This window comes from Spongiibacter taiwanensis (assembly GCF_023702635.1).
Classification (GTDB): domain Bacteria; phylum Pseudomonadota; class Gammaproteobacteria; order Pseudomonadales; family Spongiibacteraceae; genus Spongiibacter; species Spongiibacter taiwanensis.
Genome location: NZ_CP098455.1, coordinates 2,992,547 through 3,016,794 on the forward strand (window position 1 = coordinate 2,992,547; position 24,248 = coordinate 3,016,794).

The 24,248-nt window shown below is 56.8% G+C and carries 22 protein-coding genes; 16 read left to right on the plus strand and 6 right to left on the minus strand.

The genetic code is table 11. The features are described 5' to 3' along the window. The first annotated feature begins 653 nt into the window (after window positions 1–653). The 4 genes from NCG89_RS13635 (at window position 654) to NCG89_RS13650 (ending at window position 5,775) form a co-directional block, all read left to right on the plus strand. Window positions 654–3,065: a TonB-dependent receptor gene (locus NCG89_RS13635; protein ID WP_251087105.1), complete on the plus strand. Its 2,412-nt coding sequence runs from the start codon at window positions 654–656 to the stop codon at window positions 3,063–3,065. Window positions 3,066–3,185: 120 nt separating this feature from the next. After that, entirely contained in the window at window positions 3,186–3,863 is a 678-nt protein-coding gene (locus NCG89_RS13640; protein ID WP_251087106.1) for a hypothetical protein, read from the plus strand. Window positions 3,864–3,992: 129 nt separating this feature from the next. Then, window positions 3,993–4,883, plus strand: a complete 891-nt coding sequence (locus NCG89_RS13645) for an SDR family oxidoreductase (RefSeq protein WP_251087107.1) — start codon at window positions 3,993–3,995, stop codon at window positions 4,881–4,883. Between the two features lie 163 nt (window positions 4,884–5,046). Beyond that, window positions 5,047–5,775 (plus strand): hypothetical protein, encoded by a 729-nt coding sequence (locus NCG89_RS13650; protein WP_251087108.1) that lies wholly within the window; start codon window positions 5,047–5,049, stop codon window positions 5,773–5,775. A gap of 949 nt (window positions 5,776–6,724) precedes the next feature. Here the strand turns inward: NCG89_RS13650 and NCG89_RS13655 are convergent. Beyond that, the gene (locus tag NCG89_RS13655; protein WP_251087109.1) at window positions 6,725–7,420 is read right to left on the minus strand and encodes a MerR family transcriptional regulator; all 696 of its coding nucleotides are present in this window, start codon (window positions 7,418–7,420) and stop codon (window positions 6,725–6,727) included. A gap of 617 nt (window positions 7,421–8,037) precedes the next feature. On the opposite strand from NCG89_RS13655, the gene NCG89_RS13660 reads away from it, so the two are divergent. Genes NCG89_RS13660 through NCG89_RS13670 form a run of 3 tightly spaced genes read left to right on the plus strand, consistent with a single transcriptional unit; the run spans window position 8,038 to window position 11,144 of the window. After that, entirely contained in the window at window positions 8,038–9,498 is a 1,461-nt protein-coding gene (locus NCG89_RS13660) for a phosphotransferase family protein (protein WP_251087110.1), read from the plus strand. A 33-nt stretch (window positions 9,499–9,531) separates the two neighbouring features. Further along, a complete protein-coding gene (locus NCG89_RS13665) occupies window positions 9,532–10,515 on the plus strand; it encodes a DUF7064 domain-containing protein (protein WP_251087111.1) in 984 nt (327 codons plus the stop codon). An 11-nt stretch (window positions 10,516–10,526) separates the two neighbouring features. Continuing rightward, the gene (locus NCG89_RS13670) at window positions 10,527–11,144 is read left to right on the plus strand and encodes a TetR/AcrR family transcriptional regulator (RefSeq protein WP_251087112.1); all 618 of its coding nucleotides are present in this window, start codon (window positions 10,527–10,529) and stop codon (window positions 11,142–11,144) included. Between the two features lie 17 nt (window positions 11,145–11,161). Here the strand turns inward: NCG89_RS13670 and NCG89_RS13675 are convergent, their stop codons facing one another. From NCG89_RS13675 to NCG89_RS13695, 5 genes are read right to left on the minus strand one after another with little or no spacing between them, the layout of a single operon-like run. Beyond that, a complete protein-coding gene (locus NCG89_RS13675; RefSeq protein ID WP_251087113.1) occupies window positions 11,162–12,613 on the minus strand; it encodes an aldehyde dehydrogenase family protein in 1,452 nt (483 codons plus the stop codon). Window positions 12,614–12,663: 50 nt separating this feature from the next. After that, window positions 12,664–14,835, minus strand: coding sequence for a 3-hydroxyacyl-CoA dehydrogenase NAD-binding domain-containing protein (locus NCG89_RS13680; protein WP_251087114.1), 2,172 nt, complete (start codon window positions 14,833–14,835; stop codon window positions 12,664–12,666). A 22-nt stretch (window positions 14,836–14,857) separates the two neighbouring features. Then, on the minus strand, window positions 14,858–15,121 hold the full coding sequence (locus NCG89_RS13685; protein WP_251087115.1) for a cytochrome C oxidase subunit IV family protein: 264 nt from the start codon (window positions 15,119–15,121) through the stop codon (window positions 14,858–14,860). A 3-nt stretch (window positions 15,122–15,124) separates the two neighbouring features. Beyond that, complete coding sequence (locus tag NCG89_RS13690) at window positions 15,125–15,700, minus strand: cytochrome c oxidase subunit 3 (RefSeq protein ID WP_251087116.1); 576 nt, start codon at window positions 15,698–15,700, stop codon at window positions 15,125–15,127. Further along, window positions 15,697–16,425 carry a hypothetical protein gene (locus NCG89_RS13695; RefSeq protein ID WP_251087117.1) on the minus strand — a complete coding sequence of 243 codons (729 nt, stop codon included), beginning with the start codon at window positions 16,423–16,425 and terminating at the stop codon, window positions 15,697–15,699. The genes NCG89_RS13690 and NCG89_RS13695 overlap by 4 nt, the downstream gene beginning before the upstream one ends. A gap of 221 nt (window positions 16,426–16,646) precedes the next feature. Between NCG89_RS13695 and NCG89_RS13700 the strand changes: the two genes are divergently transcribed. The 9 genes from NCG89_RS13700 to NCG89_RS13740 all read left to right on the plus strand — a co-directional run bounded on the left by NCG89_RS13700 (window position 16,647) and on the right by NCG89_RS13740 (window position 24,198). Next, window positions 16,647–17,849 (plus strand): lipid-transfer protein, encoded by a 1,203-nt coding sequence (locus NCG89_RS13700; protein WP_251087118.1) that lies wholly within the window; start codon window positions 16,647–16,649, stop codon window positions 17,847–17,849. 154 nt (window positions 17,850–18,003) lie between these two features. After that, a complete protein-coding gene (locus tag NCG89_RS13705) occupies window positions 18,004–18,609 on the plus strand; it encodes a TetR/AcrR family transcriptional regulator (protein ID WP_251087119.1) in 606 nt (201 codons plus the stop codon). 76 nt (window positions 18,610–18,685) lie between these two features. Continuing rightward, window positions 18,686–19,582: a fatty acid desaturase gene (locus NCG89_RS13710; protein WP_251087120.1), complete on the plus strand. Its 897-nt coding sequence runs from the start codon at window positions 18,686–18,688 to the stop codon at window positions 19,580–19,582. 31 nt (window positions 19,583–19,613) lie between these two features. After that, window positions 19,614–19,778 (plus strand): rubredoxin, encoded by a 165-nt coding sequence (locus NCG89_RS13715; RefSeq protein ID WP_251087121.1) that lies wholly within the window; start codon window positions 19,614–19,616, stop codon window positions 19,776–19,778. A gap of 160 nt (window positions 19,779–19,938) precedes the next feature. Next, entirely contained in the window at window positions 19,939–21,213 is a 1,275-nt protein-coding gene (locus NCG89_RS13720) for an aromatic ring-hydroxylating oxygenase subunit alpha (protein ID WP_251087122.1), read from the plus strand. Beyond that, a complete protein-coding gene (locus NCG89_RS13725; protein WP_251087123.1) occupies window positions 21,210–21,698 on the plus strand; it encodes an aromatic-ring-hydroxylating dioxygenase subunit beta in 489 nt (162 codons plus the stop codon). The genes NCG89_RS13720 and NCG89_RS13725 overlap by 4 nt, the downstream gene beginning before the upstream one ends. A 27-nt stretch (window positions 21,699–21,725) precedes the next feature. Then, window positions 21,726–22,538: an enoyl-CoA hydratase/isomerase family protein gene (locus NCG89_RS13730; RefSeq protein ID WP_251087124.1), complete on the plus strand. Its 813-nt coding sequence runs from the start codon at window positions 21,726–21,728 to the stop codon at window positions 22,536–22,538. 2 nt (window positions 22,539–22,540) lie between these two features. Next, window positions 22,541–23,275, plus strand: a complete 735-nt coding sequence (locus NCG89_RS13735; RefSeq protein WP_251087125.1) for an SDR family NAD(P)-dependent oxidoreductase — start codon at window positions 22,541–22,543, stop codon at window positions 23,273–23,275. Next, window positions 23,275–24,198 (plus strand): alpha/beta hydrolase, encoded by a 924-nt coding sequence (locus NCG89_RS13740; protein WP_251087126.1) that lies wholly within the window; start codon window positions 23,275–23,277, stop codon window positions 24,196–24,198. Before NCG89_RS13735 ends, NCG89_RS13740 begins: the two co-directional genes overlap by 1 nt. Window positions 24,199–24,248 lie beyond the last annotated feature (50 nt).

Sequence of the window (24,248 nt, forward strand, 5' to 3'; positions counted from 1 at the left end):
GTCGTTAGATTCTGTAAGCTTGCAACGAGAGCATGTTATCACACAATTTCGGCAGTATTGTTTGAGTCGCCATTAGTTCACTAGACGTTTTTTGGTCTTTTTAAAATACTTGCGATCATCATCCACAGGCGGCAGTCCATAGTGTTGGGGGGGCATGCTGTCGTTTTGTGTTGGGAGGCATCTTGATGGCATGAGTGTATCTTCTTTGCTCTACCTCGGGTCGCGTATATTTTGCGCTTTATCTGCTTTCACTCTAGTGATTGGAAAAAGCTTTCCGCAACCGCGCTGTCATGATGCCTGATTGTTGCCTCGGTGGCTCCTGCTGCCTCTAAACCATTGTTAGCTATAAAGCTCGTGGAAAAAGCTCAGAGAATGCGCTTTTGTTCTGGGTGACGGTGCGGTCTTTTGTCTTGAGTGTTTTCAACCTTATGATATTTAAAGAAAAAATCTCCATCTTTACACGGGATGGGATAATATGGATAATATAATTATGGATAAATGAATTATCCATAATCCCAGAATAACTAAGAATGCAAAGTGGCTGGATGCTGGGGCCCCTACAGATCCAAAAGATAAATCAGCTTGCCCGATTCTCGTTTCATTTGGCGTTCGGGAGTCTTTTTTCACCTAAATCATAAGAATGGAGCAATTAGATGAAAAAGAAATTACTCGTCGCAGCGATCGCGTCGCTGTCCGCGTATTCTATGGGTGGCCTTGCTCAGGAAGAGCAAGAGAGACGGAGTAACCGACTCCTCGAGGAAGTCACGGTAACGGCCCAGAAGCGGGAGGAAGACTCCCAAGACGTGCCGATTGCGATCCAGGCCTTCTCTGGCGAGAAACTGGATGCATTCAATATTGAAGACACCGCCGACCTGCAAAAGATTACCCCCGGACTGACCTTCACTTACACCTACGGCTACACCCTGATCTACCTGCGGGGAGTGGGCAGTGACGCCTTCCTGCCCAACGCCGACCCCTCGGTGGCCACCTATATCGACGGTATCAACATCCCCGCCAGCCAAGGCAAGCAAGACGCCCTCGGCCCCGTTAAGCGGGTTGAGGTCCTCAAGGGCCCCCAGGGCACCCTGTTTGGCCGTAACGCCACCGCCGGTGCCATCAGCATCGTCACCGAAGATCCGCCGATCGATGAAATCGTCGGTAACATCAAAGCCACTCGCGGCAACTACGACAGCCAGGAATACCAGGCCTACCTCGGTCTGCCCCTGTTTGATGGCGCCGGCATCACCCTGGCCGCCTTCAGTGACACCCACGAGAACTACGGCACCAACTTCAGCAACGGCGAGCCCCGTCCCTGGCGGGAAGACTTCTCCGAAGGGGGCCGGGTCAAATTCAAGTGGGACTTCCTGGAAGACTTCAGCCTGACCCTGATTGGCTCCTACGTGAACCAGTTCAACGGCAACTCCCTGGTGCAGGAAAACACCCGGCCCTCACCCATTCTGTGTGCCGGCTGTGAAACCGATACCGCCGACCGGGATACCGACACCAACTACGAAGGCGGTAACGCCACCATCAACACCATGTACGGCACCATCTTTGAATGGCGCCCCGGCCCGGTGGACGTGAAGTTCATCTACTCCGACCAGCTGGCTGACGTGGACTGGGGTCAGTACGACTACGACTCCACCGATGAAGACCGCTCCGGCTTCTTCACCTACGACCAGTACAACGATCAGCAGACCTACGAGCTGCAGATCCTGTCCAACGCCGACACCCCCCTGTCTGAGAACCTGGAGTGGGTGGCCGGTTACTACCGCCTGGAAGCCGAAGGCGGTTTCGGCCGCCTGTTCTTCTTCCTCAACAACGGGTTGGCCACCGGCCTGCTGCCTGGCAGCATTACCGGCCTGTTGGGTGACTCTGGCAGCCGTGCGGTGCTTGAATCCGGCGGTCTGCTGACCACCGAGTCTGACGCGCTGTACTTCCAGGGCACCTGGCGCTTTAACGAAGAGTGGGCCATGACCCTGGGCGCCCGTTACCAGGAAGAGACCCGGGAAATCGGCAATACCGCGCTGGACCTGGTGGACACCGGGTGTGCTGGCGGTGACGGCAGCTACGGCACCGACGTGAGCTACTATCAGGGCAGCGACAAGTCCTGTAACTCCCGCCTGCTCGACTTTGGTGGACCACCGCTGGAAGAGACCACCTTCTCGCCCAAGATCAACGTGCAGTGGTTCCCCACCGAAACGGCTCAGATCTACGCGTCTATTCAGAAAGGCTACAAGAGCCCGACCTACAACATTGTTAACTTCTTCGGCAGCCCCGATCCGGTCGAAGGTGAAGAAGCGGTTGCCGCGGAGCTGGGCTTCAAGTCCGAGTGGCTGGACGGCGCCCTGCAGTTGAACGGTGCCCTGTTTGCCTCCAAGACCGACAAGCTGCTGACCGGGATTGTGTCCTTTACCTCCGGTGCGATCGTGCGCTACGCCAACGCCGGCAGCGCCGAAGCCAAGGGCGTGGAGTTTGACTTCCAGTGGCAGCCAATGCCGGACATGAACCCCGGCCTGGCGATCACCGGTGGTGCCACCTACGTGAACTCCGAGTTTACCGACTACAAGAACGGCGAAGGCTTTGATGATGACACCGGCCTGTATTTCGGTCCCGGTGGTCTGGAAGACATTGCGACCGACCTGCTCGGTCTGGAACTGCCCATCTCCCTGGCGGACTTTGCCAACGGTCCCCGTGACTTCACGGGCAACAAGGTGCCCCGGGCACCCGAGCTGACCTCTGCGGTATCGGTGAACCAGTTCATTGATGCGGGGGATATCGGTGCCTTCGAAGTGGCGGTGGATTACTCCTACAAGAGTGAATACTTCACCACCCCCCAGAACTCGCCCTTCTTCGTGCAGGACCAATACGAACTGTGGTCACTGCGGGGCAGCTACTTCTTTGACCCCTGGGGTCTGCAGCTGACTGCCTTTGTGGATAACGTCAAGGACAAGGAATACTTCTCCTCGATTCTGCAGCAGGACTTTGGTCGCTCGGTGACTTTGGCGCCGCCTCGCTTGTACGGCCTGAAGCTCAAGTGGGATTTTGATGTCTTCCTGAATTAAGCCCTGAACACCCAGTTGCGGTCGGCAACATAACCCGGTTGTGTTGTCGGTCGCTTTTTTCGGGCGTTGCGGCGCTATCATCACTTTCCTGACACATTGATAAATAAGGGTGGATTGATAATGAAAAAACAACTTTGTGGAACGCTGCTGTTTGCCTCGCTGGCCAGCAACAGCTTTGCGGTCGTGCCGGGCCTGGGGACGGTATTTTCCTTGGCGGCGCCTCTGGGCGGCGTAAGCGGGATTACCTCCTTGGCCGACCCGTTGGGCGGCATTTCTGGTCTGGCGGCAACGGGCACTTCGCTGACCTCTCAGCTGCCCATTGATGGCCTGAGCGTGATTGACGTGAGCTTTATCAGCTCGGCGTTGCCAGCCAATGATGTCCTGTCTGTTGTCGGCTCAGGCGCCATTTTGGCGAATGATGTGCTCGAGGGGCTTAACAATCCTGCCAGTGGAGCCTCTGGCCTGCCCGGTGTTGACACCCTCGGCGGTCTGTTGGAACTAGACGGGCTGCTGGGTGTTGATGGCCTTCTGGCCCTCGATGGTCTACTCGCCCTTGACGGCGGCATTCCGGTTGTAGGCGCCCTGCTGGGTATCAATGGTCCGCTTGCCCTGGATGCCATTCCAGGACTGGATGGCCCCTTGGGCTTGGATGGTCTGTTGGCCCTGGATGGTGACTTTGCCCTTGATGGTCTGCTCGATGGGGGGATTCCGGTATTGGGTGACTTGCTGGGCGGCGGAAGCGCACTGCCTGGCCTGGACGTGATTCCGGTCAATATTTTGGCCCTTACCCCTCTTTAGATAGTCAAAGCAGTGCAGAAATAAGCGGATGCCGTTGCAAAAGCGGCGCAGCCATACTCCGCCAAAATTTGTGAGCTCCGTTGCGAGAAAGGGGCGAGTTGAGCAATTTAGTCGTTAGGGAGTCATCCTATGGGTTTTCAATCTGTTTTTCGTCCCGGCCTCTTTGCCGATCAGGTCATCATCATTACTGGAGGTGGTAGTGGCATTGGTCGTTGCACTGCGCATGAACTGGCGTCGCTGGGTGCAACAGTCGCTATTGTTGGTCGTAATTTAGAGAAGCTCGACAGCGTGAAAAGCGAAATTGTCGAAGATGGTGGTAAATGCTCAACTTACGCCTGTGATATTCGTGATGAAAGGCAGGTTATTTCCATGATCGATGCGGTGATCGCAGAGCATGGCAAGATCAATGGCTTAGTCAACAATGCCGGCGGCCAGTATCGGCAGGCTTTGAGTGAGATAAGCAGTAAAGGTTTTGAGGCTGTTGTCCGTTTAAATCTATTTGGCGGCTTTATGGTGATGCGCGAAGTGTATAACCGTTGGATGGCAGAGCATGGCGGCAATATCGTTAACATTATCGCCGATATTTGGAACGGCTGGCCGAATTATGCGCACTCTGGCGCCTCTCGAGGCGGGATGTTGACGCTAACCGAAAGCGCAGCCTCCGAGTGGGCACCTTCAGGTGTCAGGGTAAATAGTGTGGCACCTGGTGGGATAGCTAGCAGTGGTTTTGATACCTATGAGCCTGCGGCTCAAAAGGAAATCTTGAAATTTCCCAAGGCTATACCAATGCAGCGGTATGGCAATGTCGCTGAAATTTCCGGAGCGGTTGTATACCTATTGTCGCCTGCAGCTGCGTTTATTACAGGTTCTTGCATTCGCGTTGATGGCGGGGCGCCTAACGCTCGCCTCTGTTGGAATCCACCGCAACAGCATAACAATGCTACCGCCTTCGAAGGTTTTCATCGCGATATCCCCCCCAAGTTGCTTACAGACGGGGTGAAAAAGCAGTCTAGCCGTTAGATAAAACGGCACGCGAATTTTCATGTTCGGCATTTAGGCCGTGCTGGCAATACCTAATAATGTTGCTCCGGCAGCAACTTGGGCGCCAGCACTTTAGCGCTATCATCAAGCTACAAAATCGATTAGATAGCATCTTTATATTCCTTGTTTCGAGGGGCAAGTAATGAGTAATGTGCAAGACGATCTGCTTTTTCAAAAATCTATGCTGTGCTGCGCTTGGTCAGGGTTCCTGGCCATCGTTTTTTTCATAATTGGCGGCATGTTCTTAGGTGGTATGCTACCTCCTTTACTCCAAGCAAATGATCCCGCGGCGGTATTTGCCAGTAAAGTATCTGAACATTTGATTGGTATTCGGGTTGGTTCAGTCTTCCTGATGATCTCCTTCGCACTATTTGGTTCTTATGGCGCGGGTATCGCGGCTCAGACACGCCGAGGCGAGATTCGCCCGGTGTTCTCATATATTCAACTGATGTTCACCGCCTGCGGTACCATGGTTGCGTTGTTAGTGGCATTCGCGTGGGCATTGATGGCGTTTCGCCCGGACGAGTACGACCCAACGATTGTGCAATTTCTCGCCGATGCCGCTTATTTCCTTGCTGTATTTTCCGTGCCGGTATTTGGTGGCTGGTGTGTAACCATCGCCCTGCCAATACTCTTCGCGCCGGAGGGGAAAGAACCTTTTCCCCGCTGGATTGCCTTCTTTAATCTCTGGGCGGTTTTGTTGTTTGCGCCCGGCCAAATGGTGTTGTTCTTTAAGGATGGCCCATTCTCTTGGCATGGCATCGTCGCCCTTTGGATTCCATTCGTAGCTTTCTTTATTTGGATTCTGGTCATGTCTGTGGAAATGCTGAAGTTGTCCAAACCGGAAAAGCAGAATTTGGCCCTTAACTAGAGGGCCCTAACACTAATTGGATGACGCCTGTTGTCACCAAAAATGCGCCAATCTGGCCGCCGCCGCGCGGAAATGAGAAGAGAAGTTTGGTTATTCCAAATGAACGAAAGCCAGCATTGCAAGTGCGGTAGGTCCGAATGACGACGAGAGGTGGATTTTTAGCCACAACCCGAGGGGCCGGGCGGTGTGCCAGCTGGTGGAAAAAATGCCCTTCAACCGGTGCAATTCAATTAGTGTTAACAGGCATTAATGAAACTAATTTACATTAATGAGTTTGCCTGATCGAGAAATAAGGGAGAGCACTGTAGATAGTGCTTCTTTGTCAAAATCTGTTGCCGGCGAAGCGGGTATTTGGGTTTTTGTCTCTGGAGGTTTGCTGGTCTTCGGCGTGTTTTTCGTTCTCATTGCATCGGGGCAGCATAACGACTTCGGCTCTTTTGGGCGTCGCGCTAGTGGTCCATGCGGTAAATAAGGTTACGCTCAGCTACAGCACAAGGGATTTTGGTAAGGCGCAGTCCGCAGGGAATACCCAAAGCACTCGCTGCGCTCATGGGGCAGGTTCTTGCCTGGCCATTGCAAGGGCTGCAACGCAGTCCCCCCCCCCTGTGCTGCGGCCCTTCGGGAGCGTCTGTGCGGGCGCAACTCCGTGTTGTGTTCTTTGCTACGGACTGGGCCATTAACGGCGAAACCCGCCTTGTTTCGCACCCACACAGGTGCTCGGAGTGTGACTTTATTTACCGCCGGTGCAACATCCAATAGTTATATTCAGCGCTACCTATCTTAGCGATGTTGTGTGGGTTGGCCTTTGTATGCAACAAGCAATTTTAGTGGGGCGAGAACGGAATCACCCTAGGGACCCAAGGTTTTTATGTGTTTCTTCGTCGTCACAGAAATACATTTATTGCAATGTGCTGGTTGGCTTGCGTGTACCGTTCGTGATTTTCTCGATTTAATCAGCGTTTTCAATTAAGCGAAAAGCCTCAGCTGTTGCCTTTACCCTTAGCAAAGTGAACAATCCCAATGTGGTTTTACTTCCCGCTTCTGCCATCTTAGCCTTTCGTTCGGTGGAGTAGTCGGGTGAGACCCGCTCCAGAAATGCTTGTACTTCTGCCGTGGCAAGCGTTTTGGCGATTTCGACATGTAGCGCAGCAATCGAAGGGTCAAAACCTTCTTCCTCTGTCAGACCACATTTTCGTATGTCTCCCCAAGACGCAACAATCTCTGCATCAATGTGAGAAAGAAGCGTTTTTCCTTTCCTCGAAATCAAGGTGATCGCACCGACTTCAGCCAAAATTTTGGCGTCACTCAGGGCCTTTTCGTTTCGACTCACCAGTGATTCAATATTTACCAATTCAGAGCTTATACCTGCATGAGCGGCAAACAGCTTTTCAAGGTTTACTATTGTTTCGGCCCTGGCTGCAATGTTTCCTCTGTCGCCGTTGAGCAACTGTTTTATCTCATCTATGCGCATTCTGTCTTCAGTTTGAAGGCGTCGAATGGAGTTGATGGCATTCACATGTTGCTCTCCATAGATAGCAACATTGGGCTTGGGACGCTCGGGTTGAGGCAACATGTTATTGCGGAGGTAGTATTGAATCATTTTTCGGCCGACACCTGTCCGCTCTTCCAATTCACGCATTTTCATAGTTTTCTCAGATCTCAGCGAGTTATCCAAACAATATGTCACCAGGCAAGTGCAGTCCATTCCCTGCCTGAGCGCTACTATTCTAGTTGTTGAGCTTCGCATTTTCACCGCCGAAATGCGGTACAAAATGACGGCCCTTTATAGGCTCTGCTGATAAAACATCGCTCTTTTTAGGGTTGCTGACTAACATTCGACGGCTTAATTCTTGGTCAAGTGCTGCTCCAGTGTTGACCGGCGCAATTTGCTTTCGCTGGGTCCGGGTATAAAGGCATGAAATAGTGATGTTGCACCGCCTGCAGAAATTGGATGGTCGTTTTTTGATTGGCGCTTACTGCTAGTTTTCCCGATTGCCTGCTCATCCATGACCACAATTAAGGTCAGTTATTGTGCGCCATCACTTGCCGTCACGCCCGAAGAACGCCGCTGAGGCATTGCCAGGTTATGCAAACGTTCCTTAAGTATTGGGTGTGGTGAGGGCGCTGAACAAGTGTTCAGCTGCTCCGTCGTACATGGGTTAGTCTTTGCCAAAATAGCGGATTGCCCCGTTTTTACCTGGGCGATTGGTACGAAAAATAACAACAGCCCAATACTCAAAATTGGGCAGAGGACGAACCGGAATGCGCATTAATCGAAATGACCACTATCTGTCGCTGGCGCTGGCGGCACTCGACGAGCACATTGCGCCGGAATTGACTTCCACGGCGGCTCAATCGACGCTTGAAATCCTGAAGACCACTCTCACGGAGCTGCGCAAGCGCGAGGGTGCGGGCGCGGCCAACCTGCATAGCGCCATAGACGATGGCTACGATCTGCTTGGCGACATCCGGCGACATCTGAATTTGGCAGCGTTGGAGAAGTCCGCGTTGGCCCAGCAGGTCAGCTTTGACACCTTGGTCAGTGCTCACGATGACCTGACCACGGCGATGACCGAAGTGTGTTCGCAACTGGCTGAGAGTAACGATCCTGCTGCGGAGAGCTTGCTCCGCAGGGCGGCAGAATGGGAGCGTGCCTACTATAACGGTCAGGCCGCTATCACCGTCGGCGACACCACTCGGACAAGCCAGCAAGACGCCGCCAAGCGGCCCTTGGAAAGGCCGGCGCTGCAGGATTTCATCAATAGCCAAACCCGTTGGAAAGGCCAGGCGGTTGAGGTGGAGGATTTTCGCGCGCTTCCCGGCGGCTTTGGCAAGCAGACCTACCTTTGCAGTTTTATTGATGAAGTCGGCGACCGGGTTGAGCTGGTGGTCCGCAAGCTAGACCCGGCGCCCATCATGGCTCACGGCGCTTGCCGCCTGGACAATGAATATGCATTGCTGCGCGCGCTCCCCGATTCGTATCCGGCGCCCAAGCCCTTGGCATACGCCGAAAACTGGCAGCAGGTTGATGCCGACTTTTATATCGTTGCTCGTAGCCCAGGAGCCGTTCCAGGCGCCTTTTTGGGTGGCTTAAGCGGTGAGGTGGACGAGCAGGTCTTTCTGGATTTGGCGCGGTATCTGGGGGAGCTGCACAGCCTTCCACTATCAACCTTTCGTGAGTACGCTGCCGCCTACGATCAACCCGGCATTCTCGATGGTGATACCCGTCAGGCCTATGTCAAAAACCTGGAGGGATGGCAGGGGTACGTGGCAGGGGAGCAGCACCTGGATTCTCCCTTTCTGGTGTGGCTGATGCACTGGTTGGCGCGGCACATTCCTGCAGACGAGCGACCACCAGTACTGGTCCACGGTGATTTCAATATCCATAACGTACTGGTTGATCAGGGACGCATCAGCGCCGTACTGGATTGGGAATGCGCTGGCTTTGGCGCAGCGGAGCAGGACCTGGCCTATATCCGGCCCCATATCGCCCAACACATTGACTGGCAGCAATTTCTGGATTGCTATCTCGCTGCCGGAGGACGTCCTCCCCGGGAGGAACTGATGGCCTACGGCATGGTGTACGCCGCGCTGCGCACCTACCTTGCCGGTAATAAAGGCACCCTCAATCTTCAGTCCGGTCGAAATCGCGATCTGCGCTACGCCATGGTGGAGCTCGGCTTCACTCCCTCGTTTATGAATCTCGCGCTGGCAAATGCCTGAACCACACGGCAGAAACAATAAAAGGAGCCGATAATGAAACTGGAAAACGGGACCGCCCTGAAAATTCTAGGTGATGAGGTCAATTACTGGCAGGCACCGGTGGCCGTGCCAAACTGGCAGGACAGTGTTGTATTAACCTGGTGGGACAGTGGCAATGAGGTGGGCGGCTTTCACCGCATTGGCTTTGAGCCCAATCACCCGGACGGGCCGAAAATTGCGCTATGGAGCCACTTGGCGAGCCCTCAGGGTACCTACAAACGGGTAGAGGTGTTGCCACTGCGGGATGAGGACCGGCTGGATAATGGCGGCTTTGCGGCCGGAGACACCTGCCGCTACGAATTTCATGATGGCTTGCACGTGTGGACCATCGCCGATGGCGAGGTCAACGGCGTTATCCGTCTGCGGGATTTTCATGCCCACGTTGAGTGCTATCCCAAAGACAGCTCCCTCACCGAGGAGTTTGCCAATATTCATACCGACATTCCGGGTGGGATCGAAGGCGAAATGAATATGGGTGGTGCACACTACACGCTGAAGGGCTTAGGGTTTCGCGACCGAGGCTGGGGTGTTAGAGAATGGGATTATCTGCTTTCCCATCGCTGGGTGGCGGGTACGCTGGGGGAGGATATTGGCTTTTTGGCGCTGTCATACTACGGCGCTGACGATACCCTTGCAGCGTTTGGGTGGATCGTTAGAAACGACACGGTTTACTATGCAAAGCGCGTTGATATCGTCACTTATACTGAAATTGACTCGGTATCCAACCGGGGAGGCCATGTGACCCTGGAGTTGAACTCGGGGGAGACCTTTGAGATTGAATGTCGCAAAGTGGCCCCCCAGTCCTTCGTGTCTTACCACCACGATATATGCTGCGTAGATACCTTGTGTGAGGCGCGCTGGGGGGACCGGGTTGGATTTTGCGATTTCGAAAGTTCGGGCAATATTCAGGCGGGCAAGCGCGAGCCGCGCCGGTTTTTTGCTGCTGCGGCCGATAACGGCTTTTTTCCTGCAAAATAAAGGGCATTGTCATGGTGGTGGGAGAACGACCAGGGGAGGGTGAGCGAGAGGCCCGTGGCTCAGCGATTGATATCGATGCCGTGCTGAGCAGCGCGACCGCGCTATTTGCCGAGCGTGGCTTCAATGGTGTCAGCACTCGGGAAATAGCCAAGGCGGTTGGTTGCCCTCTGTCCTCCCTGTACTACCACTTTGGCAACAAGGCGACGCTCTATCATGAGGCTTTCGTCAATAAGCTTGACGAAAGCATTGACCAGATTCGCGGTGAGATTGATGACACCGCCTCACCGGCCCAGCAACTTCGGCAAATGATCGGCGCCTTTTTCTTGTTGTTTACCCGAGACCGGAATCTGCTGTTATTAGTGCAACGGGATATCGTCGAGTCGGCTCTGCCGGGGCAGGGCTTGCTGTGCCAGCCCCAGCACCTGTACTTTTTGACCTTTATCGGTGATCTTGTGGGCCGCTATCAGGGGCGTCAACCCGATCCACAAACGGTACATCTGGTGAATGGCATGCTGTTGGGGTACTGCCAGTTTGATTATTTGGTAAGGGAGTCCCAACCTGCGTCAGCGCCCTCCGAGGCGGCGCGATTGGCATCTCTGCAGGATGCGATCCTGAAGATGCTGGCGTAGTACGTACCGGCCTTAATTCACATCCGCTTCATCAGCCACTGCAGTACGCCCCGCAATTTTTCCGCCACCGGGGGGAAGAAGTAGTGTGAGGTATGCAGTTTGGCTTCCAGAATCGCCCGTTCATGGGAAAAAGCCTTAATGCCCCATTCGCCGTGATAGTTGCCAATGCCGGAATTGTTGACCCCGCCAAAGGGCAGGTTCTGGTGGAGGAAGTGGGCCATCACATGATTGATACAGGTGCCACCGGCGCTGGTTTTGGCGATGATGCGCTCAGTGTTGGCGCGATTGCGGCTCCAGATATACAGGGCCAGGGGCTTGGGCTGGGCATTGATGGCGGCGATGACCTGATCGAGTTCACTGAAGTCAATAATGGGTAGCAGCGGGCCGAAGATTTCCTCCCCCATGATTCGCGCCTGGGGCGGAATATCGCCCAGCAGGGTGGGGGAGATAAAGCGGTCGTCCAGATCGGTAGCACCGCCGTAGAGCAATGTCGCTCCCTGATCCAGCGCGTCTTGCAGCAGGCCATTAACGCGGGCGGTATGGCGCGGATTGATAATGCGCGCCAGGTGCGGGCTGGCTTGGGCGGCGCTGCCCTCACCGTGCCACTGGCTCAAGGTTCGGCTCAAGATTTCAACGAAGCGCGCCTTGACGCTGCTGTGCACATAAATATGGTCGGGGGCGATACAGGTCTGGCCGTTATTAACAAATTTTCCCCAGGCGATGGTGCTGGCGGCCCGTTCCAAGTCGGCAGACGCATCGATAATGATCGGTGATTTGCCGCCGAGCTCCAGGGTGACGCTGCTGAGGTGTTTGGCAGCAGCGGCCATCACCACCTTGCCGATGCTGGGGGCGCCGGTGAAAAACATGTGATCGAAGGGCAGGTCGAGCAGGGCAGAGGCCACGCTGACGTCGCCCTCAAAAATTGCCACTTCACTCTCGTCAAAGCAGTCCTCCACAATGCCTTTGATCACCTTGGAGAAGTGGGGCGACATTTCAGAGGTCTTGATCATCACCGCATTGCCGCTGGCAATGGCAGGCACCAGCGGGCCCAGGGTCAGATTCACCGGATAATTCCAAGGGCTGATAATCAGGCAGCGCCCGCGAGGTTCATAGCGGACCTGGGAGCGGGTGCCAAACATCATCAGCGGTGCGCCAACCTTTTTGGGCTTTAGCCACTTCTTCAGGTGCTTGCGGTGATCGCCAATTTCCATTAGCACCGGCATCAGCTCGGTAAATTCAGCCTCCATGGCACTGCGGCCAAAATCCGCTGCCGCCGCATCGATAATGGCCTGCTGGTGGTGCAGCAGGGATTGGCGCAGCGCCTCCAGCTTTTCCAGGCGTTGGGCAACGGTCGATTCCCGCAGGGCCAGCGCAGTCTGTCCCTGGGCTTGAAAGACCCTGGCAATGCGCGGATGCGGATCGGCGGCGGCCTGGGGCTGGTCGGTGTGGTTTGCTGTTGTGGCTTGCATTGGCTTCGCTCTCGCCGCCCGGCGCGGCTGTCAGTTCGTATCGGGTTTGCCTAAACACTTACCCGCCCTGCGCTGGTTTCTGAGGCGCTGTAAAAGTGTTCCTGCCTGGTGGCCATCGCGACGAGGTTGTCATCGGCGCGATAGAGCCCACCCAAGTTGGTGTATTGCTCGCATAATGAGAGCAGTTGTTGGCCGCTCAGAAAATCAGCGTACCAGAGTGGGCCGCAAAAATGTGCTGGAAAGCCAGTGCCGAGGCGCATACCGGTATCGATATCGCTGGCGCTGTCACAAATACCTTCACTCAGGCAGCGGCTGGCTTCCAATACCATCGCCAGCAGCATGCGCTGCTCTATTTCCTGATCGCTGATCTCCCTCGCAACCGGCACTTGAATGTCGGTCAGCAGGGCAATGCTGTCGGGGTCATCCCTGCGCTGGGGGCGACCTTTGTCGTCCTTCTGGTACTGGTAAAATCCGGCGCCGCTCTTTTGACCGTAGCGGCCCTCCCGGGCCAGGCGCGAGATGGCGCTCTCTCCGGGGCAGGTCATCACGTCGGGGTAGGCTTCACCCAGCACCATCATTGCCTTGTCCAGAGTATCCAGGCCTGCCACATCCAGCAGGTAGGCGGGGCCCATGGGCCAGCCCCAGGCGGTCATGATCTTGTCGATGCGGGCAAAGGCGACACCATCGCGTACTAGCAGGTTAAAGGCGCTGAAATAAGCCCCGAGGATGCGGTTGATCAAAAAGCCGGGGCAGTCTTTCACCAGCAGCGGCGTCTTGCCCATCTGCAGGGCGTAGGCAATCGTTCTTGCCACGGCGCTATCTGAGCTTTGGGGCCCCTTCACCACTTCGACGAGGGGCATCATGTGCACCGGGTTGAAAAAGTGCATGCCGGTAAGGTTTTCCGGACGAGCCAGTCCTTTGGCAATATCGGCGATACACAGCGATGAGGTATTGGAGGCGAGCACAGTGTCGGCTCGGGTTTGCTGCTCGACCTCGGCCAGTACAGCCTGTTTTACCGCCAGCTTTTCCACCACCGCTTCGGCAACAATATCGAGGCTGTCAAATTCGCGATAATCGGTCTGGCCCTGGATCGAGCCGAGAATGGCGTCGGCCTGCTCGGCGCTGATTTTGCCGGTGGCAACCGGCTTCTTCAGCAGCTTGCGGGCTTCACTCATGCCCAGCTCAATGGCGGCATCGGCAATGTCCTTCATAATGACTGGGGTGCCGCGCTGGGCGGTGGTAAAGGCAATGCCGCCCCCCATAATGCCCGCGCCAAGGACGCCAGCCCGGGTAATGTTCTCGGCCCGGGCGACACCTTTGTTTTTCTTCTTCAGGGACTGCTGCGCCTGAAATACCGCCACCAATGCCCGGGCGGTGCTGGAGCTGGCAAGCCGGGCGAAGGACTGAGCTTCTTCAACTAAAGCGGCATCCCGGTCCAGTTCAGCGCAGCGCTGAACCAGTTCAATAATCTCCAGAGCAGCGGGGTAGTGTTGCGCCCGGGGCATGGCCTGGGCTTTTGCTGCCGCAAGGGCCGTCTCGTCAACTTGTACTGGTCCCCGGCGCTGTTGCCGGCGGGCCTGCCAGTCCAGTTCGCCGACCATCGCCTGATCCAGCAGGGCCAGGCCCTGCTCCCGCAAGGCCTCCGCCTCGCAGACCTGATCGACCATGGGGCAATCGCCCAGTTTGCCCGCCGGATAGGAGCGGCCAGTGCTCAGCCATTCCAGTGCGGTGGCAAAGCCCACCAAACGAGCCGATTTGACGGTGCCACCGACACCGGGCAAGACTCCCAGACCGACCTCGGGAAAGCCCAATGTGGCCTTGCTCTCTGCCACCCGGTAATCGCTGCTCAAGGCAAATTCCAGTCCGCCGCCCAGGGCAAAACCATTGATCAGGGTAACGCTGGGGCAGGGCAGGTCTTCCAGTGCACAAAGTGTCCTGGCCGCGCTCTGGCAAAATTTGACCTGCACCTCGTCAGTAGATCGGAGCAGGGCGGCCAGCGCATCAATGTTGGCACCGGCGAGGAAACCGGGTTTGGCACTGCTTATCAGCAGGCCCGCCGGTGGTTGTGACTGCAGCGCTGTGACGGCGCGTTGCAGCTCGTCGATAAAGGCTTCGCTGAGGGTGTTCACCCCTTCCTTTTGGTTGTCGAGCACCAACTCCAGTCGGTCGTTGCCGATGTCCTCGAGGCGCAGAAATTGGCCATTGAAACGGTCTGTATTCATAGCGTTGCTCAGTGTGGATTCTTTAGATGTGTTGCAGGGCCAGCACCACAAATAAGGTGGCGCCGCCCAGATAAATGCTGCGGTTCAGCCAGGCTGGCCCGTCCCGGGCATCCATGAAATAACGCAAAATCAGCACGGCCTTGGTTACGGCGATGGCGATAATAGTGGCGCTGGCGATGCCGCCGGCACCGTTGCTGCCGGTCAGGCTCAGCCCCCAGCTGGTTGCGGTCAGTACCATCAACAGCAACCAGATTTTGCCGACCGGGTCGGTGAAAAGATTAGTCATCGGCTACACCAGATAAATAATGGGAAACAACAGAATCCACAGCAGGTCCACCAGGTGCCAGAAGTTGGCGCCGGACTCAAGCAGGGTGATATTCGCTGTTTGCGAGCCTTGCTGCTGTGAGAGCGATAAGTGCCGACGCATCCACAGTAGTACCGCAGTACCAATGGCAACGTGCAAAAAGTGGAAGCCGGTCAGCGCAAAGTAGTAAAGATAAAACGCATTGCTGGTGATGCTAATGCCCGCCGACACCGCCAGGCTGTACTCAATAATTTTGCAGGTCCCAAAGATTGCACCACAGAGCGCAGCCAAGAGCAGGGAACGCTGGGCCGGTGAATACAAGTTCTGGCGGGCCTGGCGAATGGCCTGAATCACCAGCAGGGAGCCGGTCAGCAGCACCAGGGTGTTGAAGAAGCCAAAGCCGGCGTGAAGGGTGCTTTGGGCCTGGCTGAATACCTCGGGTTGCTGGCGATACTCATAGCCGAAAAACACCAGGAAGAGGGAGTACATCACGGTATCGCCCAGCAGCAGCACCCACATTGCCGGGTCGCCGCTGTAGCGTGAGTGAGTTGCATGACTCATTGTGCGTCCTCCCCGGCAGCGGCGGTAAGTTCGGCGGCTTGCTCGAGAATGGCGCGGCGCACGGCGTACCAGGTGACCAGAATCCAGGCAAAAAAGAAGGTGGCCGCCATCCAGAAGGAGATCAGGCCGTCCCAGGCGAAGGCGCCGTCTTTGACAAACGCAACCAGTGAACCGGCGATAAAACCGGTGGCGCACCAAATATTAAAAAAGCCAAACCAGGGGGCAAATACCGGTTTGTCCGGGTCCTGATTGACGGCGCAATAGCCGATGGCCAGCAACTGGATCATCCCCGGCGTTACCGTGCCGATAAAGACCAGCCAGCCGAGGTCATTAACGACCTGGGTGATTTCGGGAGCCCGCTCGGGCCGGAAGGCGGCGAGCATCCACAGAAAGCTGGGGAACAAAATGGCCCAGATCAGGCCGTTGAGGGATAGCAGTTGAATGCTGGCCATGGGGTGGTGGCGGTAGCCTTCGACCCGCTTCATCTGCTCAGAGATGGCGGCCCCGAAGGGCCAGAAGAAAACTGCCGCGAACATCATCAGTAGGCTGCCAAAGCGATAGTTGAGGGTATTTTCTCGGTAGAGTTGGGCAAGCGCTTCTGCGTCCAGGCCGGGCGCAATAGGGGGAAACCATTTGCCGACAAACAGCATGGCGGCCATCATTAGTGCGGTAGCGAGCAGTGCACAGTCGATGGCGATCAATTGGGAACGGGTTTGGTAGGTCATGCAGCCTCGGCTTGCTATTGTTTTGATTTATTTAGAGCGCAGTGTAGTGGGCGGGCTGCGCTGGTTTCTCGTCGAATCCGACGAACTTTAGTGCCCCTCGGGGGGCCTGTAGCGAGTTGGGCTGAAAATCGTCGCATCCGACGACCGCTGTCGGCCCTGGCTGGCCGATCATGTCACCCATCAATTTCGTCATCTGCTGTTGCCTCGCAGGTGGCGCCCCTGTGAGTGAGCGAGTGAATGAGTGTATGAGCGAAAAAGCCTTTGTGGCCGGCGTCGGTATGGTCAAGTTTGCCAAGCCCGGTGCCAGCGAAAATTACGATGAAATGACCGAAAAAGCGGTGCGTTTGGCGCTGGAAGATGCGGGCGTTGGCTATGGCGATGTGCAGCAGGCCTATGCCAGTTATATCTATGGTGACAGCACCTGCGGACAGAAAGGTCTGTATCGGGTGGGGGAAACCGGCATCCCCATTATCAACGTGAACAACAATTGCTCCAGCGGCTCTACCGCCCTGTTTTTGGCCCGTCAGGCAGTGGCCGGGGGGATGGTGGACTGCGCGCTGGTGGTGGGGTTTGAGCAGATGCAGCCCGGCGCCCTGGGCAGTAACTGGAATGATCGTCCCAGCCCCTTTGAGGATTTTGGTGCGCGGATGGATCGCCTCGGCTATCCCATCACCAAGGCCGGACCGGCGCCCTGCGTATTTGGCGCGGGCGGCATGGAGTACCTCAAGCGCTATGACGCCGACCCGGCGATTTTCGGCAAGGTGGCGGTAAAAACCCGCAGTCACGCCGGGCGCAATCCCTTTGCCCTGTTTACCGCGCCCATGACCCTGGAAGAGGTGATGACTTCGCCGGTGATTTACGAGCCCCATTTGACTCGCTACATGGCGTGCCCGCCCACCTGCGGCGCGGCGGCGGCGATTGTGTGCAGCGCGGCCTTTGCCAAAAAACACGGCATTGGCCAGCTGGTGGAAATCGCCGGCCAGGGTCTGGCCACCGATGCCAGTGACAGCTGGGACAGCGCCATTAATCTGGTGGGTGCTCAGATGACCCGGCGGGCGGCGGCAACCGCCTATGAACAAGCCGGTTTGGGGCCTGAGGATGTGCAGGTAGTAGAGCTGCACGACTGCTTCACCCCCAACGAGGTGATCAGCTATGAAGGCCTGGGTCTGTGCGGCGAAGGCGAGGCCAGTAAGCTCATTGCCGATGGCGACAACACCTACGGCGGCCGCTATGTGGTTAATCCTTCGGGCGGGCTGATGTCCAAGGGTCATCCGATTGGGGCGACTGGAGTGGCCCAGTGTGCCGAGCTGTGCTGGCACCTGCGCGGCCAGGCGGGCGAGCGCCAGGTGGAGGGCGCTCGCGTGGCCCTGCAACACAATATTGGTCTGGGCGGTGCTGCGGTGGTGACGTTGTACCGGGTGTAATCGGCGTCGACGAGCGGCCGCGCTAGGTTGGGTTTAGCGGATTCCGCTGTTGCAGTTGGAAAAAACTTGCGCAGCGGTTTTTTTGGAGCTATAAATTAACATCGTTAAATAAACAGTGTTAAACAAACCGTTAATCAATTGCTTGGAGAGTGTTATGCCCAGGGCTCAGCAAAGTGAGCAGGAAGTCGAGAGCATGCGGGCGCGTCTGTCCGAGGCGGCCCTGGTGTTGTATCGCAGCGACGGTCTGTTGTCCTTGAGCTTTCGTCGCATTGCCGAGGTGCTGGGGATCAGCCATACCTTGCCGTACCGCTATTTCGATAATAAGGAAGCGTTGGTCGCGCGGATGCGGGCCGATGCGCTGGGCCGCTTCGAGAGTTACGTCCGGGACTACGAGACCCGGGCGCATGAGCCGCTGGAAAAGGTGTATTCCATTGCCATGGGTTATCTGGCCTTTGCCCGGGAGCACGCTGAGGACTACATGCTGATTTTTGCCAGCCAGCAGCCGGCGCCGGAGCAGTATCCCCAAGTCCTGGCTGCCAGGCGGCGGGTGTTTGATCACGTTGTGGAGGGAGTGCAGCGCTGCGTTGATGCCGGTCTGTTGGCGGTGGATGCGCGGGAATTTTCCCACCACGTCTGGGTGGCCCTACACGGGCTGTTGAGTCTGCATACGGCTGATCAGCTGGTACACGGCATGCGCCTGGAAGAAATCATCAAGCCATTGCTGGAGCGCTTGCTCGGCAGTGCGCGAACAAAAAATTGAGTCGTCGCTTGCGACGATGTGACTCAGCCACTAATTCGAAATAATAACGCGCAGCCAGTCTGCACAGGAGGAAGCAATGAGCCGGGCCAATATATCCATGGAGTCCTTTAGCGACGCGCAGAAGCGGGAGTTCAAGCGACTGACCTCCGCGCCGAAGCTGTCCACGCCGACTATCGTTATGACGGTCGCCCTGTCGATAACCTACCTGTTCAGCTATATCGTCTGCGGCTGGTTGGGTCTGGTGCCGCTGTGGGTAGGGACTTTGCTCAATGCCATTGTGGGTTACGTGTCTTTCAGCGTGATTCACGATTCGATCCATCGTGCCATCTCCACCAACACCAAGCTCAATGACCGGGTTGGCCAGATTGGTCTGGATTGGGTGTTGCCCTATGTCGATCTGCGCATGTTCCGCTGGGCGCACATTCTGCATCACCGGTTCGCCAGTGGTGAAAAAGACCCTGATCGGATGTTCAACGGTGCCTGGTGGACCCTGCCGTTTCGCTGGATGGCCATCGATGCCTGCTACTTTGTCCACGCCCTCAACACCGAAGACAAGGTCTGCAAGCCCTATTTCCGCGCTTGCCTGCGTCGCCTGGCGCTAGTGGTCGCGGTGGTCGCGGTGGCGACTTACTTTGGCTACGGTTTTGAAGTCTTTATGCTCTGGTTTGTGCCTTCGCGGCTGATTCTGCTGATGCTGGGTTTCAGTTTTTTCTGGTTGCCTCACGTGCCCCACGATACCCCCCAGGAAGAGAATTACACTCGTGCCACCACGGTGCGAAAAGGCTTTGAGTGGTTTATGAATCCGGTGTTGCAGTACCAGAACTACCATCTGATTCATCACCTGTTTCCGATGACGCCCTTTTACAACAATGAGCGGGTGTTCAAGCTGCTGGAGCCGGAGCTGCGCCGCCACGACCTGGCCATTCAGCACGACTTTGCCATCCGGCCCACTATTTACCCCGGCAAAGCCTGATTTGCCTTAGAAAAATAATAGGAGAATTGCCATGCGCCGCTACCAATGCCGTTTTTGTTCCCACATCTACGATGAGCGGGAGGGTGATCCCGACAATGGTGTCCCTCCGGGTACTCGGTTTGAGGACATTCCCGATTCCTGGTGCTGCCCCGAGTGCGGTGCCACCAAGGATGATTACGACCTGATCGAGGGCTGAAGCCCGGTGGATAGCGCCTGATCGTCGGAAGCGACGATCTGGTTTTTGCGCCACATTGCTATCCTGCAAGGGTTGCTATTCCCAGTGGGCGCAGACTGCTGTTTACAGCCTGCGCCCCGCCTACTCCGCGTTCAATGACGTTTTTGACGAGAGAAACGAAATGGAATCCCAATCAATCATTGCCCGGTCAACGCCGGACTTCGGCCAGCTGGTGCAGCGTGATCGCATTCATGGCTCGCTGTATACCGACGAGCAGATATTTCAGCTCGAGCTGGAAAAAATCTGGTACAAAACCTGGGTCTATGTCGGCCACGCCACTGAGGTGCCCAATGCCAATGATTTTGTGATGAAGTCGATTGGCCCCCAGGAAATTATCATGACCCGGGACCGTGATGGCCAGATTCACCTGCTCCAGAATCGCTGTCCCCACCGTGGCAATCAGCTCTGCGCCGAGGCCAAGGGCAACAAGGGCGTGTTTACCTGTCCCTACCACCGCTGGGCTTTCTCTAACACTGGAAAGTTGCGTGGCTATCCTTATCCCGATGGCTACGAAACGGTCAATCGCGACGAGTTGGGGCTGGGCAAAGTGACCCGGGTAGCCGAGTACAAAGGCTTTGTGTTTGGCAGCTTTGCCGCCGAGGGGCCGAGCCTGGAAGAGCACCTGGGCCGCGGCGGTCGCGACGCCATTGACCGGCTGGTGATGACCTCACCCGAAGGTGAAGTACAGATCACTGCCGGTTTCCTCCAACACAAGGCCAAGGCCAACTGGAAGTTTTTGGTGGAGAACGAGACCGACGGTTACCACCCGCAATTTGTTCACGACTCCATTTTCAGCGTCGCCAAAAGCGGTATCGGTGATCTGTACGGCGGTGCCTCCACCGCAGTGGCCCGGGACCTGGGTGACGGTCACACCGAAAACGACCTGCGCCCTGAGTTTCGCCGCATCGGCAAGTTGATGAACTGGTTTGGTACCACTGAAGAGCGCTTGCCCGAGTATGTGGAAAAAATGAAGGCGGCCTACGGTGAGGAAAAAGCCCGGGAAATCATGATCGACGGCACGCCCCATGTGATGATTTTCCCCAATCTGTTTATTGCCGAGATCCAGATTTTTGTGATTCAGGCAGTGGCTGTTGATGAGACGATTCAGCATGTCACCGCGCTGCAGTTCAAGGGGGCGCCCGACCTGAATCGCCGCCTGCGCCAGCAGACCATGGGCTCGGTCGGGCCGGCGGGCTTCCTGCTGGCCGACGACTCGGAAATGTATGAGCGCACCCAGCGCGGCGTGGCCGCAAAGAACCCCGAATGGAACTACCTCGGTCGCGGTATTCACCGGGAGCGCGAGGACGAGGAAGGTTATTTGGTTGCCGACAACACAGATGAAGTGACGACTCGCGGCATCTGGCGTCACTACCGCGAATTGATGGAGGCCGAATGAGCATGCAAATCGATCTGAACGTGCTGGCTGAAGTGCAGCAGTTTTTGTATCGCGAGGCCCGCCTGCAGGATAGTCACGCCTACGATGAGTGGGAGGCACTGTGGACCGACGACGCCATTTACTGGATTCCCGCCAATGGCGCTGACATTGATCCCGAAGAGCAGATGTCGATTATCTACGACAACCGCTCCCGGATTGGTCTACGCATCAAGCAGTTTCACACCGGTCAGCGTCACACTCAGATGCCCCAGTCGGCCCTTGGCCGGGTAGTGTCTAACATCGAAATTCTGTCCGATGACGGCCACGAGATAAAAGTTGCCAGCAATGCCCTGATCTATGAGTCCAATCTGCGCGGCGAAACCGTGTGGGCCACCCGCAACGAATTTGTGTTGCGCCGCAGTGACGACGGTCTGCGCATGGCGCGCAAGAAAGTGGTGCTGGTCAATAACGATAAACCCATTTACACCCTGTCTTTCCTCGTTTGAGATCGGACAGGGAATAAGGAGCCCGCAATGAGCTCGGCTGAAATTTTGATTGGCGAAGGCGCTGCCTTACTGTCCTTGCAGGACGGCGTTGCCCATCTGGAGCTGAATCGTCCCGAGTCTGCCAATGGCTTGGATATTCCCACCTTGGAAGCGCTTTATGCCGCGCTGATGAAATGTCACGGTGATCGCCGGGTGCGGGTGGTCCTGCTCACTGGCAAGGGCGCCAATTTCTGCGCCGGGGGCGATGTTAAAACCTTTAAATCCAAGGGCGACGGGCTGTCGGAATATATTCGTCAGGCCACCCTGCACCTGCAGGTGGCAATCAACGCCATGGTCCATCTGGATGCGCCAGTGATTGCAGCGGTGCAGGGCTACGCGGCAGGTGGTGGTGGCATGGGTCTGGTGTGCGCGGCAGACCTGGTGATTGCCGCCGAGTCCAGTAACTACATGGTCGGTGCCACCCGGGTGGCGATGGCCCCCGATGCCGGTCTGTCGGTGACCCTACCGCGTTTGATCGGCGCCCGCAAAGCCGCCGAACTGCTGTTGATGAATACCGCCCTCAATGCCCAGGAGGCACTGGACCTTGGGTTGGTGAATCGCATTGTGGCCGATGATGCCCTGCTCGAAGAGGCTAAGGCTTATGCCGGCAAGATGGCCAAGAACGCGCCCCTGGCGCTGGCGGCCACCAAGCGGCTGCTGTGGACCGCCAGCGGCCTGGGCATTGATGCCGCTATGCCAGAGGAAGCCAGGACCGTTGCCGAACTGTGTAAGAGCGAGGACGTGATGGAAGGCCTGAGCGCGGTGATCGAGCGGCGCAAGCCGGAATTCAAGGGGAAATAAGCATGGCCCAGTTGTCGCTGACAGGCCGTCGGGCCTTTGTTACCGGGGGAGCCAAGGGCATCGGCCTGGCGATTGTGGAGCGCCTGGCCGCTGAAGGGTGCGAAGTGGTGTTTTCTGCCCGTGACAGCGGCCCTGTGGCCGATGTGGTGGCCCGCACTGGCGCCACTGCGGTGGCACTGGACGTGTCCGACACCCAGGCCTGTATGAAGGTCATTGGCGACCACGGCCCCTTCGACATTCTGGTGAACAACGCCGGTATTGACCAGCACGCCTTCTTTACCAAAACCACCTTGGAAGAGTGGGACTACCTGCTCAATGTGAATCTGAAGGCGGTATTGGCCACCTGCCACGCGGCGCTACCGGCCATGCAGGAAAAGGGCTTTGGCCGGATTATCAATATCGGCTCAGAAGCTGGTCGTCAGGGTTCTCGCGGTGGTTCGGTGTACGCGGCGGCCAAGGGAGGGGTGATCGCCTTCACCAAGTCCCTGGCAAGGGAAAATGGTCGCTTTGGTATTACCGCTAATGTGATTGCACCGGGCCCGGTGGATACACCGCTGCTGCGTTCGGCGGTGGAGCAGGGCGGCGACAAACTGCTTAAGGCTATGGAGGGAACTACCCTACTGGGCCGGCTGGGTCGCCCGGAGGAGGTCGCCTCAGCGGTGGCCTACCTGGCCGCCGATGATGCGGGCTTTATCACCGGCGAAACCCTCGGTGTTTCCGGCGGGATGGGTTGCTGATGGTTGCCACGCCGGAACCCCAGGCTCGGGTCGACGCGGTGGTCGAGCGGGTGCGCCAGGTCTATGGCAAATGGCGCCGGAATACCTCCGCTGAGCAAATGCGGGCGGATTGGGATGAGCTGTTCTGGAATGACAGTCAGCCCTGTGATTTTGAAGACACGGAGCTTGGCAGCGTGCCGGTACGCGTGATTGCGGCGCCGGGGGTAAATACCCAGCGCGCCTGCCTTTATTTTCACGGCGGCGGCTACAAGATGGGTTCGGTGGTTTCCCACCACGATTTGATGGTTAGGATCTCCGCCGCCGCCGACTGCCAGGTTGTTGGCGTCAATTACCGTCTTAACCCGGAACACCGTTTTCCGGCGCCGCTGGAGGATGGCATGGCGGTGTATCGGGCTTTACTGGCGGCGGGTCACGCAGGGCAAAACCTGGCCCTGGCCGGGGATTCTGCTGGCGGCGGGATTGCCGCCTCACTGTTGCTTTCGATTCGAGATCAGACCCTGCCGCAACCCTGCGGGGCGGTGTTGTTGTCGGCCTGGCTGGACATGAGCCTGAGCGGCGACAGCTATGCGTCATGCGCTAAAAGCGATCCGATTCATCAGAAATTTATGCTGCAGGCCATTGCCGGCCAGTACCTCGGCGAGGGTGTAGACCCCGCCCAGCCCGGCGTGTCGCCCCTGTTCGGCGACCTGCAAAATCTGCCGCCAGTGCTGCTGCAGGTCGCAGAAGGGGAAGTTGGTCGGGACGACTCAGTGGCCTTTGCCGAGAAGCTTCAGGCCAGCGGCGGGCAGGCGGAATTGAGTGTCTGGTCGGACATGATTCACGTGTTTCAACAGTTTGCCGACGACTTGCCAGAGGCCCGTCAGGCCATTGCCCAGATCGGCGAATTTTTGCAGGCCCAGTGGGGGCCGGGGGCGGCTCAATAGGGTTGTCTTTCTGCGCGATCTATAGCTGCGCGACCAATCGCTGCGCGGTA